This window comes from Anatilimnocola aquadivae, assembly GCF_049819085.1.
GTDB lineage: Bacteria > Planctomycetota > Planctomycetia > Pirellulales > Pirellulaceae > Anatilimnocola.
Map to the genome: position 1 here is coordinate 1847019 of NZ_CP187419.1, position 14217 is coordinate 1861235.

Genomic DNA, 14217 nt, shown 5'->3' on the forward strand with positions numbered 1-14217 from the left:
TCCTGCGTCTATCAAGAGCGGCGAACCGTCGCAGAACGGCTACCGCAATCATGGCTGGAAATGACAGCAGGGGATTCTAGTCCGCCGCCAAGGTTTTGAACAAGCCGAACCTGCGAGGGTGCTAGCATCATCGTTTGGCTAGTCCCTTGGTCAGCAAGATCGTTACCGTCGCCAAGGTCCTCTGCGGTTTGCCACCAATGATGCACCGCTGGCAGAATCTTTCGCTCGCTCCTCATGCCCTCAGGGCCAAATGGGCGAACTTAGAAAAATGAGGAGCTAGTGCCACTAGTGCGCGCACTCCCGTGGGAAGATTGTTCTCAACAGGCAGGGCAGGCCATGACTCTCGTTGCTGAAGCCGATCCGATGACTGAAATGGCCGACCCCCATCTGGTTCGCGCCCTGCGCGGGTCCGTGGAGAGTGCCCTGCTGATGTGCGGCACCCAAGCCCGCTGCGTGGGGATCTCCGTCGTCCCCGGACGTGAAGTTGGCAAAATTACCGGCCTCATCGGCGTGCATGGCCGAGTGTCGGGCTTCATCACCGTGAATCTGGCCGAACGGGTCGCCATTCGCGCGGTAGAGGGATTGCTGCAAGATCGCTTCGGCCAGTTGACGGCTCAGGTCGTGGATGGCGCTGGTGAGATTACAAACTTGATCGTCGGCGGCATCAAGTCGCACTTGGCAGGTACGCCCTGGAGCTTCTCGCACATCACCATTCCCTCGGTGATTGTGGGTACTGGCTATCAAATTGCCTACGCTCGTGGGTTGGAATTTGTCTGCGTCACTTTCGAGCACGCAGACGAACAGTCGCTGGTGCTTGATGACCGGTTGCTGCAGGTCAGCATCTCGTTGCTGAAGCTTTGATACCGTACTCATCTCGCTCCGCCGAGATGACCGTAGCGCATTGCGCTGAGAAGTCGAGCGGCATCATCTTGCGGAGCAAGATGACTACGGTGAAAAGCGATCGCTAGGATATTTTCGAAATTAGATAATCAACTTATTGACAACACTTCACCACAGCGATCTAATGTAAGCACGTTCTCTTGCAGTTTGGTCGTTGTCGCGCGTGTTGCAAAGTTGGCTGATGTCTTACTCGCGAGGCGAGGTTCGGGTCCGCCGTTGCAACTGGGGCCTGTCCAAGAATCAGCCCGGTTGTTGGACAAACAGAGCGAGTTGGACAAGTTGCTCGTATGTCACAAGTGACACAGTTGCAACGAGTTCCAGTTGAATTCAAGAGTGAGCGCCTGTCCAAAAACCTCGGGAGTTGTTGGACGTTTAGGTGTTTGGCGAGAGGATGACCTCAAGGCGAAACCTTCTGATGCTTTCTGCCAGACTGCCAGCAATTATTGCCGGTTGATCTTTCGCCTGTCTGGCCGTTTTGCTACATCACCGCCCGCTCGACAGTTTGCCGCTTGCGCGGACCTTCTGTCGGCAGGTTGTTGCCAGGCTTCCCTTCGAAGGCTTCCCTCGTTTGCTTACGTCGCCACGTCATTACGGATTTCTGCTTCCCGCTGCAGCGTTGCTGCTGGCCGGGTGCCAGATGCCGTATGTGAATCGGCACATCGAAGCCGTGAACGCAGAATATCGCGAACTGGAAACCTACAGCTACGAGCTCGAGCAAGAGAATGCGAAGCTGTGCGACGAAGTCGAAATGCTGCGGGACGAGAATGCTCGCTTGCTACGGGGCGAAAAGCCCTCGCGACGAACCGGACCGCTGGGATTGCCTCGCTCGACGCCTCGTGCCTCGTCGGGAAGCAGTTCCTCCAGTAGTGGTCCCGATCTAAGCCCGCCGAGCATTGATGTACCCTCGATCGAAGTTCCCGATACACAGCCAGCACCCTCTGCCCCCACCTTGCCGCCGCGCGTCAGTCCCCCAGCACCTGTGACGCCCCGGCCTTTCCGCAGCGGATCATCGTCATCAACTCCCGGCAGCAATGTTTCGTCGCAAAAGCCGACGGAGAATTCGCTCCCCCTGTTGCCTTCCGCCCCGAACAAACCGCCACGGCACATTCTCGAAGATCCACCGCCGGCTCTAGAGCAGCCCGAGGCGAGCGAACTGCCTCCACCACCGTCCAAGCCCTCGCAAGTCGAGCCTGAGCCTGTCGATGGACGTGTGACGCACTTGTTTCTGAATCCGCTGCTGACGCGCGGCACCAATCTCGATCAGATTCCCGGCGACGATGGTTTGTCGCTCGTGTTTGAACCGCGTAATCAGGCTGGCGAGTTCGTTCCGCATGCAGGCCCGGTTTCCATCGTGGTCCTCGATCCAACCAAGTCGGGTGACACCGCCCGGCTCGCGCGTTGGGATCTCGACGAGCAACTGGCCAGCCAGCGAATCAGCCGCAGTAGCTCGTCGCGCGGAATTCACCTGCAGCTTCCCTGGCCGGGAGCTACTCCCACCACGAATCAAGTCAAACTGTTTGTGCGTTACGAAACGAACGACGGACGTAAGGTCGAAGCCCAGCATGAACTGCTGTTGAATCCCGCCGCGCAAGCTTCGCAGCGTTGGACACCGCGCCCCAGTGACCGCCCGCGGCCAGTGGCTCCCGCATTGCCGGTGGCGAAAGCTCCGGCGGCGAGCAGCAATCCGGCAGCGGCTCTTTCGCGAGCGAATCCACCACTACCGGCACCGGCAGTTCAGAGTGACCTGACGGCTGTTACACCACCGCCGACCGCAACTCCGCCGGTAGCTGCCAAAGCAACTTCACCGCCGATTCAAGAGCCCGGCTCGCCAGAACCAATCATCGCCAGCAAAGATCCAGCGGGATCGGGTGATTCTGCCGGTTTGCTCGTGCCTCCTCCTTCTCGATCGGGTGCAACCACTACCGCGCCGGCCGTTGCCCCCAAGCCGCAATGGAAACCGTTTCGCTAACGGGCTTTCATCTAGTCGTGCCTTCGAGTTAACTGCCGGTAGAAACTTGCGGTTAGTTGAGTCGAGAGCATCCTATGACTACGAAGACGAAGCCAACTTCACCGCCGTTCAGCATCTTACCAGTCGTCACCCGCCGACCAGTCTTTCTGACGGCTCGTTGGCAAGCCTTGGCGATGATCAATTTTGCCGTCGATCCGCAGTTGCTGCAGCCGTTGGTGCCACGCGGGACCGAGCTCGACTTCTACGCTGGCAAGGCTTATGTCAGCGTCGTTGGATTCTTGTTTCGCCAGACGAAGTTGCTGGGCTGCTCGGTGCCGTGGCACATCGATTTCGAAGAAGTGAATCTGCGATTCTACGTTCGACACTCGCCTGGACACGAAGTGCGTCGCGGAGTTTGTTTTGTGCGGGAACTGGTGCCCCGACGTGCGATCGCGGCAGTTGCCCGCTGGTGTTACAACGAGTCCTTTCTGGCGCTGCCCATGCGAAGTAATGTCGATCTGGCCGCCATCACGGCCGACCAGCAAACGAGTGAGCAGCATCACTTAGCCTACGACTGGAAATCGTCGTCAGGCTGGTGTGGGCTGCAAGTGAGAACCATCGGCAGCAAGCAGCTTCCTGCTGCTGGATCGCTCGAAGAGTTTATTGCGGAACACTATTGGGGCTATTGCCGGCAGCGCGACGGCGGGACCATCGAGTACGAAGTGCAACACACGCCCTGGAGTGTTTGGCAGGCCGAGCAGTTGCCCTGGCTGGGCGATGTGCCGCGCTATTACGGTGAGTCTTGGGCCCAAGCGCTCAGCGGGCAGGCCAGCAGTGTCTTCGTGGCGGATGGCTCGGCAGTGCAAGTGTTTCGCCCGACACGAATCAATTGAGTTCTTCCGGCAGTGGTCAAGAAACGAAGCATCCCAGCTGCTGGTGTCTCAGCTGGGATGCAGGCGTTCGCAGGATAGCAGCTGTCGTTTAGCGACGGAGCGGATTCGCAGGAATCGAGCTGTCGTAACGAGCAGGTGCAGCCATCGCGCTGCTGATGTTGAGCAAACGTGGCGGAGCTGGTGGCTCGTCGTCGTGGATGCTCAGCGAAACACCGGCGACCTCTTCGGCCGCAGCCACATGCACTTCGGCATATTCAGGCTTGCTGACAGGCTTCGCCGCTACGCGCACCGGTTGGGCTACGACATGTACTGGCTTGGCCTTGATGTGTAGGGGCTGAGTCGTAGCGTACGGATCTAGCGTCGCTGCTCGTGGAGCAGGCATTGCCGGACCGGCGCTGTTCTTCTTCCAGTAAGGCTTGTAATAGGTATCGCGCCCCGGCGGCGGCATGTTGTCGTCTTTGAACGGATTGTCCGGCATGGGTGTCGGCGGAGACATCATCTCCATCGGCATACCAGCGGAGCAGCCCATGTCGCCGCAGGGACTGCAGCACGACGATTTGCGACAGGCAAAGAAGTGAGCCCGGCTCTTGGGACAGCACGAAGTGCAGGAAGAGCGCGATTCACAGGTCGACGTGCAACTGCTGCAGCCGCTACCGCACGTGCTTCGGCAGCCCAAGCGGCAAGGAAGCAAACAGTCGAGCGAGCGCAGGCCACGGCGCAGCTTTTCGAGCAAGCAGGGCCGTGGGCAGCAACTGCCGCAAGGCGATGGCGCTGGCATCGGCGTGCTGCACGACGAGCAACTGGGCGCAGCTTGTGTACCACAGGTGCTGCAACCACCGTGAGCATGAACTCCGAAGCCCACAGGCTTGATGACCGAGCGGCTGGGCGATGGCGATTGAGCCACAGCCAGCACAGGAATCATCCCCATGATTCCCAACGCAAGCAAAAGCGATTTCATAAGTCCCCCCTCCCTAACAGTTTTCAGTTCAAGCTCGGGCAACCATCGATTGACGGTCGCGCCAGAACAAGAAAGTGCCGGCAAATCGATTGCGACTCTTACAACTCATCGAACCGGCGAAACCGGCATAGCGAGAACTTTTGATTCGTCCGCTAAAGACCACTCGACCGACAAATCTGTCCCGCCTTGCGCAGCTTATGAATCGAAGCTGCTGCTAGCGGCGTCGCCTACAAACTCGCCTTGCCGCAACTGGGCGAATCGAATACTTACACGCCGCAGTGGGCAGATCATTGGGTTTCGAGCGTAGGGAGACACTCATGCACCGTCGAAGTTGGCTGGCCTCGATTGTGTCGCTGCTGGCGCTCACGTTGGGAGCTTCGTGGGCCACAGCGCAAAAAGAAGTGACACTCACCGAACGCTTGAATGCAGGCTTGCGGTGCCGCCGGCCGGAAGAGTTTGCGTTCGTCGAATCGGTCGTCTTATTTGTTGACCAAAAGAAGCTGACGAAGGAACTGGTGCTGGGCACCTATCGCTGGGCAGTCGAGCAACGTCCCGACTTTCCGTTCTACTACTTTCAATATGGCCTGCGCCGTCGCGCTGCAGCGATCGGCGTGACGATCTAGCTTACCGCGAGCTTGGCCTTAGCGGTAGACGCCGCCGGTGCCGCCGAAGCGTCGGCCGGCGCCGCCGCCGAAGGAGCCGCTGAGGATGCCGTTGTAGTACGAGCGTTCGGCTTCGATGCCGGTGAATCCTTCAGCGAAGGCACCCGCGACAACGACCCGTTCGTCCGCACCGGTGATGCCCATGCGGTTCAGGTGCATCACGATCGTCTGCCGGCGCGCAGCATCGAGTTGCGGCTTGGCATTGTGCTGGCTCTGTTCGATCACGATCGGGAACGGCACGTGTTCCAATCGCATGGCCACGCTCTCCAGATGCCGCTTGGCACCCGGAGCCAACTCGGCCGTATCGCCGCGGAACTCATGATCGTAGAACGTGAAGTCCGCCGCTTCGGCGTTCGTTTGTTGGGTTTCCCAGAACGAATCGCTGACCTGGCCGATCGGGAACGGCCGGTCGTAACCGGGCCCGCCCTGGCGTGCGTAGTGGCCGTGATGGCCATTGGCTCGCCGATCGAAGTCGTCCCAGGCACAGCCGCTGAATGAAGCGGCACTCAGGGCAACCGTAGCCAGGATGGCGAGGAACTGAATGGTGTGTTTCATGGCGGGCCTGATGTTCAAGGTTTAAAGTTCAAGGTTTAAGGTTAAGGAATCAGCAGGTCTTGGCTCAAAGTATTGCATTAACTTTGAACCTTAAACCTTGAACCTTAAACATGAATCTTGAGTCAGCTTTGATCTTTAGGAGTAGTTATTGCCCATGTCCAAACGGTCCGCTGGTCATGGCGGGGCCGCCGGCTCCGTAGCGTTTCTTCAGGCGGGGCCAGACCGTGCTGCGATAGTCCTGAGTCGGGGTTCCTTCCAGTCGGCCATGCAGGAAGAACTGAGCACTCGTCGGCTCGGTCACGTCGAAGCCTGGCAGCGGCGGTACCTCTTCGGCTTCCATCGCTTGCACCAGTTCGGGTGTGACGAGGATCAAGAGTTCCGTTTCGTTGCGGGTCATGTCGCGGCGGCCGAACACGCGAGCCAGGAACGGGAGGTCGCCCACGTTCGTGCCGTTCATGTTGTCTTCGAGCAAGCCCGCGATGGCCAGCGTTTGACCTTCCCGCATTTCGACGGTCGTGGTCGCGGCTCGCACCTTCAGGCCGGGCGTGTTGTTCACGGTCAGGGCCGAGTTGATCTGGCTGAACTCCGGCGAGACTTGCAAGCGAATGCGGTCCTTGTCGACCACCGTCGGCATGAAGCTGATGATGGCACCGAAGGCGCGGAAGTCACTGGTCACGGCGTTCAGACCGGCCGAACCCACGAGCGTGGGGACCGCGAACTCACCACCGGCGATGAACGTCGCTGGCGTGCCGCTCATGGTGACCAGCGTCGGTTCGCTCAGCAGTCGCAGGATGCCGTGCTGTTGCAGGTAACGGACGCCGACCTGGATGTCGTCGCCGTCGAGCTGCGTGAGCAACGCGGGACCAGCACCGCCGGCCACGTTGAGCATCGATTGCAGGAACAGCTGGCTGCCGTCCGGGTTGTCGGTGAAGTTGATGTGACCCTTGACGTCGACGCCAAAGCCACGAGCGGCCGAGCGATTCATTTCGGCAATCTTTACTCGCAGAGCCACTTGCTGGACGCCTGGGACTCGCAGCATGTTGATGACTTGCAACCGCGACCGCTGCGAAGCGCCCGTGGCACTATCGCTGAGGACTTGAGCAGCCGCACCTTCGCTGAGTCCGCCGCCGAAGCCGCCACCCAGACCGTTGGTATTCCCGTTGGCACCGCCCGATTGACTGCGGATGAGCGCGACGATTTGAGCCGCTTCTTCGCTGTCCTTAGCCTGGCCGCGAATGATCAGCTTGTCGGCCACGAGCAGCAGTTGAATCTTGCTGTCGGGGAACATCTCATTGATCACGTCCTGCAGCATCTTGTAGGTGTTTTCCTGAACCTGCACCGCAGCCACGTCGGGTACGACTTGAATGAGGTAGGTCACAGGCTGCATGTTCGGATCGTCGAACCAGAAGGTGACGTGCGTCGAACCTTGGCTCTTGCCGATCAGCGAGATTTCGCGAGGCGTGAATTGCACCACGTCGCAGATCGAGTCGTCGACGACCGCCGTGCGGTAGATGTCGACCTTGGTGCGAAGCAGCTTGCTGCGGCGGACCATTACTTGGACCGCGCCGGTCTGATCGATGACTTCGAACGGGCTATTGGCCCGCAGCATGGCATCGCCTTCCAGCGGATCGGCCATCGGAGCCAGGTTGAGCGGTTTCGGAGCGGGTGCTCCCGGTTGGTTCGCGAAGTGGACTGGTTGCGAACGGGCCTGCGGAGCACGCGGCGTTGGGAACGCCTGCGGTTGTTCGGTCTCGTGATTGCTCGCTGGATCGAAGGCCTGAGCGCGAACGGCCGAGGACGAAGCCACGGGTTGCGCGGGCGTGCGATCGCTGGTCGGAGCCAGCGGGAAGCGCTTGCTCGGCGGCAGTGTTGTTGAAGGCAGTGATGCCGATTGGGTGTTGGTTGGCTGCGGATTCGACGGAATGGCACCCGCGGGCAACGTGTTCGAGAACGTGGCCTGCGGAGCTGGGCTGTTGAAAGTCGGAGCGCTGATGGGGGCGAAGTTCGCAGGCGTCGGTTCGGCGGCTTTCACCGGAGCGAAGTTCGTCGGCCCGCTGAACGTGTTGGGCGTGTACTTTGTTTCTGGGTAATCGGCGTTCGGATCGTACTCGTCATTCGGGCCGGTGCCGGGAGCGGAGTTGCCAGATGTCTCGCTGCTCTGCACTCCGCCCGCGAATTGGGCGTGGCGATTGCTGGGCGAATCGATGCCGGCGACCGGAGTAACCTGGCTCAGCGGACGAGGCAGTTGGGCAGCGGTCGAGAGCGGAGCAGCAGCTGTTGCTGTTGCAGCCGGTGTGCGACTGGCGAAGTTGGTCTGGGGATAGTTCGTGGACGGGTAATTCGTCGACGGATAGTTGGCAGGCGAATAAGTCGCCGGAGCAGTTGCTGCGGGAGTCTTCGCTGCCGGAGCAACTGACGCGGCACTGAACGCAGCAGGTGGAGCAGATGGCGTGATGCTCGCCGATGCATTGCTGACGGGAGCAGCCACAGGGCTCGGCGGCGAAGTGAATTTCTTCGCACCGGGCGTGGTGTCGATCAGCTGGCGAATGTCCTGCATCCACGGGCTCGGAGCACTCGGCGCGAGTGTGGTCGGTGGCAGCGTCGCCGGTGCCGAAGATTCTTTCGTGGCTAGTTCTGTGACGGGTTTGATCGGCGCGAGCTTGCTCACGGCAGGAGCAACGGGTGCTGCTGCGACTGGTGTTGTTTCGCGGCGCGTCGCTGCTTGAATCGTCGCAGGCTGCGTGCTCTGGGGTGGTGCTATCGCAACGGGAGCCGCTGGTGTTGGTGCCGCTGCAGGCGCATTGGAGGCCAGGCGACTCGGGCGCTTCGGCGCATCTTTGCCCGAGAGAATCGGCGGCAGCGGATTAGTGGCTTGAGCTGGCGGCGGTGTCAGCTGTGGAGCTGCGGCCTGCGCTGGAGCGGGTGTCAGCGCGGGCTTGGCTTCGGCCAGTTTGGTCGGCGCGAGCTTGAGCGGCGGCGGCTTCAGTTCGGTCTTACCCTTGGTCGACGACGGCTTCTCAGTCGCCGTTTCATCCACATGCGCTGCGGGTTGAACCGCCGACGCTTGGCCGGCTGTCTTGCGCGACGAAGTCACCGGCTCCGTGGCGAGCGCGTGCTCAGCCGTCGGAACAGACTTCTCGGCAGCTTTCTCCGCAGTAGGCACTGCGCTATCGGCAGCCCGAACTGCGTTGATGGAGACGCGCTGCAGCGGCTTCTTCGCAGCTGGCGAGTTGGGCTCTTCTCCGAACAGCACGTGGCCGCTCAGAAAGCTGGCCGTGCAGAGCGAAGCGGCCAACCAACGTTGCCAACGGCGAGCGCTCCGCGCCCGACGCTTACGTGACGATCCAAGCATCGTCTTCCCCCTCTAAGTGTTCTGCTTGCCCGCCCTCCCAGAAACTGGGTCCCCGGCAGGCAATCAGCTGTCTTCCATGACTCGGTGCAGGATAGGTTTCACTCTCGCCGCAGGCCTTCACGACTCAGCCGTTGTCCAATCACCAGCCTCATCCACCCGCGTTTACTCTCGTTGCTACTTAGCTGCTTCGATTCCCGCGCATTCCCCGCGCGCTCCTCTCGCAGCCCAATCCCTGCCAATCTCCTATCGAATCACCCACCCAATCCAATTGAGAAATTGTGCCGGTAAATCCGACAACGCCGCCTGTGATGGTTTTGACAATGAATCGGGCAGCGGTAGACAATGCAGGGGAGAAGAGGCTGGCTGATCGGCGGAAAGTTGCGAACAATCGGTGCAGTCGGCGCGAAGCGCACGTTCTTTTTGGTCGATACCTTACTATTACTGGCGGCAAGATTTCATCGCGCAGGATCCCTAGCCATGCGTCACTTTCGATTGCTATCACTTCGCTACTGGCAGGCAACCGCTGCGGCCAGAGGCCTGCTCTTGTTGCCGCTAGCAGGACTGATGGCACCCGCGCACTCGATGGCTCAAGAGCAGGTCTATCGCAGTGTGGCCGACTTGCGCGAGCGAATGCCGGACAATCATCATCTTCCTCGCTATAACGAGAAGTGGACGCATCGAGGCGTTGAGATCATCACCAATCAGATTTCGGTCATTGCCAAAACGAACAAGGTAGAAGACGCTCGCAGCGCATCGGAGGCAGCGACGCAAGCTTGGAAAGAGGCGGGCGACCTGGCCGATCAATTCACGATGGTGCATCGTCACCAGGAATTTGGCATCGGTGCCTTGCAGGTGGTAATTGACGATCAGCCGCTACGCGATCGGGACCAACCCAACACCGCCTTGAATGTCGTCGGGCAGAAGAGCCAGGTCGTGATCTATGTCAATCCAGCCGAGCCATCGCTGGAGCGGCAGATGACTCGTTTGAAGGAAGCCTCGGTGCTTGCCTTTTTGCGTACGACCGAGCTTGATGTGCAGTATCCAAATTGGGTTACGGAAGGAATTGCCGGCTACGTCGCCCAGCAAGGAGCAACTGCCGAAACGCTGGCACAGGCCGCCCCTAAACCAACGACGGCGAACATTGGCGGTCAGCAATGGCGATCCATTCGTGCGCAGCAGGATGTGCTGCAGCAACCGGCAAATGAACATGCCGATGCTGTTGAGCGAGTCAAGTTCCTGCTCGAAGGAGATGACAGTTCGCATGCGCCAGCGTTTTTCGCCATGCTGCGAGCATCGGCCCAGGACGTTGCCAATCGCCGCGCCGGTGAAAAACTTGTGAAGCCGGGCCAAGGACAAGTGCAGCCTTCTTTCGCCAGTGATTTTGGCGACCGGCTGTTCGCCAGTCTCGAGAACGAATTCGTCAATTGGCAAAAGGAGCCGCTGGCTGGTCAGCCAATCTATCGTCCGGCAAAGAACACGCCTGCCGAACTGCAATTCTTGCAACGAGAAATGATGCTCGTGTTGAAGTTAATGCGGCGGCAGGCGACGCCGACAAAATCATCGGTGCAAACCAAAGTGGTGATGTTCAAAAAGGATCCAACGGTTCCAAAAGCTGACAAGAGCCAATTGGCGCTGGAACTAGCTGATCCAAAGCGAGCCTTTGAGGAGATGCTCGATGGCAATCAAGAACCTTGGGCCACGCGCGATATTGATGGGAGCCTGCTGCTCTCCAGCAATTTACCCCGGCTGACTCAGTTGTTCGGTGACGATGGCAGACGCTTCCAGCGAGTTCGACAAGATGATCGCTGGGTGCTGATGGTCAAATTGGATCAAGGGCGGACCATGACCGCCTGGCTGGAAGAGAGCGACGAGACACCGCTGCGTCCCGAAGCGCGGTTTGAGATTCAAGCGCCAATCAAGGCTGCCCCTTATTCGCCCGAGAAGGCGAAGCCGGCGGAGCCCCAGGCCGAGTTGGGAACTCCCGTTCCGTTGCAATCAGCGGCGAAGCCGACGACGACAAAACTAGCCCCACCAGGCAACCAGCCGATTGGCCAGTGGCGGACAAAGTCGATCCAGCCACACCAGTAAGCGGCCACCGGTCGTCAGAATCACTTCGTGCCGTCCGGCAACAATCGCGCGAATGGCCGACCGGGCAACGTACGAGGGCGAACGAGCACCAAGGCGGCCGTGGGGCTTCGAAGCGTCTCCTTCGACCTTGGCGAAGAACTCCGTTTCGGTCGTGCCCGGACTGACGAGTAGCACGTCAATCTTGTCGGCGGCTACTTCCGCGCGAAGAGCATCGCTGAAGCCATGCAAGGCAAACTTACTCGAGCAGTATTCACTTTTCTGCGGCACTGCGCGGTGCCCAAGAATCGAACTGACGTTGACAATGATTGGCTGGTTGCCACGGCGGAGTAATGGTAAAGCCAGGCGAATGAGTTCCACCGGTGCGAAGAAGTTGATCTCCATGATCCGCCGCAGGCGAGCTTCATCCGCGGCAGCAAACGAGCCAATCGCACCGCTCCCCGCGTTGTTGATGAGTACATCGAGCCCGCCGAATTGTTGCTCGCACTCAGCTATGGCCCGCTGGCGATCTTCGGGCTTAGTCACATCGGCGACGAGGTAAGAAAACTGCTCGGGTTGCTGGAGTTCAGCAGCCAACTGCTGCAGTCGCTCACTGCGCCGGGCGACCGCGATGACTCGCGCGCCTTGCTGCACGAGTTGAATTGCCAGTTCTCGACCGATGCCACTGGAGGCACCGGTTAGCAAGATGCGCAGACCCGATATTTTTCGGCGAGCCATTGATCAAGCAACTTCTTCAATGGCATCGTTACCGGCAATCAGACCGCTGGACGATTCCGGCTCACTCGTAGGAATTGCATCAATGTGAGGTCGCATGGTTACGCCCTCTTCCTGACGGATGCCCCCCAAGTGACGCTGCGGCAGGCGGCAGTGAATGATCACGCGATCGTCCTCGGTGTAAGTCCGCTCAAGCAATTCGCCATGAGCAGCCAGAAAGGCGAGCAAGCGACCGTTGCTGGCCGAAGCTTCGATATCGAGATCGGCAAACGAACGACTGAGCGCTTCGCTTACGGCGTGCTGCAGGTTTCGCAGGCCTTCGCCACTGGAGGCGCTAATCGGCACCGCGTTGGGATAGCGGGCGAAGATGCGAGCCAGTTCGCTGCGGTCCTGTAGGCGATCGACTTTGTTCAGGACCAGTAGCGTGTCTTTCTCTTCGATGTGCAGTTCTTGCAACACCTTGTAGACCGCCGAAATCTGCTCGAGCACTTCCGGATTCGAAGCATCGGCCACATGCAGCAACAAGTCTGCTTGGCGCGCTTCTTCCAGCGTTGCCTTAAAGCTGTGGACCAGCCCGTGCGGCAAATCTCGAATGAAACCGACGGTGTCGCTCAGCAGCACCGGGCCCCAGTTGTCGAGTTGCCAGCGACGCGTACGCGTATCGAGCGTGGCAAACAGCTTATCGGCCGCGAGTACACCCGCGCCGGTAAGCGTGTTCATGAGCGTGCTCTTGCCAGCATTGGTATAGCCGACGAGCGAGACGGTGAGTCGATCGTGCCGCGAGGCAACGAGTCGCTCTTTCCGCCGTTCGATGCCGCCGAGTTCTTCGCGCAAGTCGTGAATGCGCTTTTCCACGAGCCGACGGTCGACTTCGAGCTGCTTTTCACCAGGGCCACGCATGCCGATACCGGCCTTGATGCGCGACAAGTGCGTCCACATCCGCTTGAGTCGCGGCAGCGAGTATTCCAGCTGAGCCAACTCGACGGCGAGCCGCGATTCGGAACTGCGGGCGTTAGTGGCGAAGATATCGAGAATCAACTCCGTGCGATCGAGCACCTTGATATCGAGAGCCTGTTCCAGGTTGCGGATTTGCGCGGGGTTCAAGTCATTATCGAAGATAGCAACATCGGCATCGAGATTCGCGGCGAGTGCTTTGAGTTCAGCCACCTTGCCACGACCGAGATAAGTGGTCATGTCGGGCTGTTCGCGCCGCTGGGTCATTTCGCCGACAATGTTCGCGCCAGCCGTTTCTGCTAGCCCTGTCAATTCGGCCAAGGGCTGATCGTTCAAAGTGTCTGTGGGGAGAACGACACGCACGAGAATAGCTTTCTCGCGGGCCACGCCGGAAGCGCGATCGATACTTTGCACTGAGTTAGTTCCTCCTGAGATTCTTGGATACCCATCTCGTCAGTTTGCACCAGCTAGATCAGCCGCAAAACGGCAGGCAACGCTGTTGCTAAATAAGGTCAGCAAAACGCGTGCCCGCCCTTTTCGGGCCTATCAAACTCTACCGCTAAGAACCACTACCGGCCAGTTCGGTTTGGTTGTTTTATTCAGTCTGTATGGACAATTCTGCTGGCGAAGTTCGCCATTGCTGGGCAGCAGGACGCAAAGCCAGCGCATCGCTGTCTCGCAGTCCCTTCAGTTGTATTCGCTGTTCCCCGGTCAGTCCTTGAAAGAACGCGTGTTCTCGGAGCGGAGTGCCGCTGCCACATTCACCAGCAGCGAGCACATCTGCCCAGAAGAATTCACGGTCCCCCGCACCCATTTGCCGAAAGACTTTGGCAACAAACCAAGCGCGACACTCGGTCAAAACGAACGCGCCGGACTCGTGCAGCCAGGTGGCAAGCCCTGCCAACTTGTCTTGCTGGCGACCACTTTGCGAGGCGAAGGCAAAAGCTAGATGAAGTTGCTCATGGGTCACCAGGTGAGCGGCAAACAAGCCGCTGCTGCGAACAAGCTCGGTCGTAAAATTGCGGGGCGATAGACCAGCGAGCAGTGCCGGTCGCTCGCGGTCGAGACTGACCTGCGAAACCCAGGTTGCCGTGAGTGCCGATCGCTGCCCGTTGTGCGCGGCAGTGATCAGCCAGATTTCGCGATCCACTAATCGAAGGAGCGAATCAATCTGTTCAAGGTTCGGGGAGAGCATG

12 protein-coding genes are annotated in these 14217 nt (G+C 59.5%); 6 read left to right on the forward strand and 6 right to left on the reverse strand.

Features of this window, described 5'->3' with window-relative positions; genetic code table 11:
- Positions 1–336 precede the first annotated feature (336 nt).
- The 3 genes from NA78x_RS07335 to NA78x_RS07345 all read left to right on the forward strand — a co-directional run bounded on the left by NA78x_RS07335 (position 337) and on the right by NA78x_RS07345 (position 3741).
- Positions 337–861 carry a chemotaxis protein CheX gene (locus tag NA78x_RS07335; RefSeq protein WP_425617778.1) on the forward strand — a complete coding sequence of 175 codons (525 nt, stop codon included), beginning with the start codon at positions 337–339 and terminating at the stop codon, positions 859–861.
- A gap of 607 nt (positions 862–1468) precedes the next feature.
- Entirely contained in the window at positions 1469–2869 is a 1401-nt protein-coding gene (locus tag NA78x_RS07340) for a hypothetical protein (RefSeq protein WP_425617779.1), read from the forward strand.
- 74 nt (positions 2870–2943) lie between these two features.
- The gene (locus NA78x_RS07345; RefSeq protein ID WP_425617780.1) at positions 2944–3741 is read left to right on the forward strand and encodes a YqjF family protein; all 798 of its coding nucleotides are present in this window, start codon (positions 2944–2946) and stop codon (positions 3739–3741) included.
- An 88-nt stretch (positions 3742–3829) separates the two neighbouring features.
- Here the strand turns inward: NA78x_RS07345 and NA78x_RS07350 are convergent, their stop codons facing one another.
- A complete protein-coding gene (locus NA78x_RS07350) occupies positions 3830–4270 on the reverse strand; it encodes a hypothetical protein (RefSeq protein WP_425617781.1) in 441 nt (146 codons plus the stop codon).
- Positions 4271–4328: 58 nt separating this feature from the next.
- On the opposite strand from NA78x_RS07350, the gene NA78x_RS07355 reads away from it, so the two are divergent.
- Complete coding sequence (locus tag NA78x_RS07355; protein ID WP_425617782.1) at positions 4329–4583, forward strand: hypothetical protein; 255 nt, start codon at positions 4329–4331, stop codon at positions 4581–4583.
- A 433-nt stretch (positions 4584–5016) separates the two neighbouring features.
- Positions 5017–5322 (forward strand): hypothetical protein, encoded by a 306-nt coding sequence (locus NA78x_RS07360; protein ID WP_425617783.1) that lies wholly within the window; start codon positions 5017–5019, stop codon positions 5320–5322.
- Between the two features lie 18 nt (positions 5323–5340).
- Here NA78x_RS07360 and NA78x_RS07365 read toward each other — a convergent pair whose 3' ends face one another.
- Positions 5341–5916, reverse strand: coding sequence for a hypothetical protein (locus tag NA78x_RS07365; RefSeq protein WP_425617784.1), 576 nt, complete (start codon positions 5914–5916; stop codon positions 5341–5343).
- Between the two features lie 145 nt (positions 5917–6061).
- The gene (locus tag NA78x_RS07370) at positions 6062–9268 is read right to left on the reverse strand and encodes a pilus assembly protein N-terminal domain-containing protein (protein ID WP_425617785.1); all 3207 of its coding nucleotides are present in this window, start codon (positions 9266–9268) and stop codon (positions 6062–6064) included.
- 477 nt (positions 9269–9745) lie between these two features.
- Between NA78x_RS07370 and NA78x_RS07375 the strand changes: the two genes are divergently transcribed.
- Positions 9746–11356: a hypothetical protein gene (locus tag NA78x_RS07375; RefSeq protein WP_425617786.1), complete on the forward strand. Its 1611-nt coding sequence runs from the start codon at positions 9746–9748 to the stop codon at positions 11354–11356.
- Here NA78x_RS07375 and NA78x_RS07380 read toward each other — a convergent pair.
- The 3 genes from NA78x_RS07380 to NA78x_RS07390 form a co-directional block, all read right to left on the reverse strand.
- The gene (locus NA78x_RS07380; RefSeq protein ID WP_425617787.1) at positions 11291–12070 is read right to left on the reverse strand and encodes an SDR family NAD(P)-dependent oxidoreductase; all 780 of its coding nucleotides are present in this window, start codon (positions 12068–12070) and stop codon (positions 11291–11293) included. The genes NA78x_RS07375 and NA78x_RS07380 overlap by 66 nt on opposite strands.
- A gap of 3 nt (positions 12071–12073) precedes the next feature.
- Positions 12074–13435, reverse strand: coding sequence for a GTPase HflX (hflX, locus tag NA78x_RS07385; RefSeq protein WP_425617788.1), 1362 nt, complete (start codon positions 13433–13435; stop codon positions 12074–12076).
- Positions 13436–13616: 181 nt separating this feature from the next.
- Positions 13617–14216: a flavin reductase family protein gene (locus NA78x_RS07390; protein WP_425617789.1), complete on the reverse strand. Its 600-nt coding sequence runs from the start codon at positions 14214–14216 to the stop codon at positions 13617–13619.
- Position 14217: the final 1 nt, after the last annotated feature.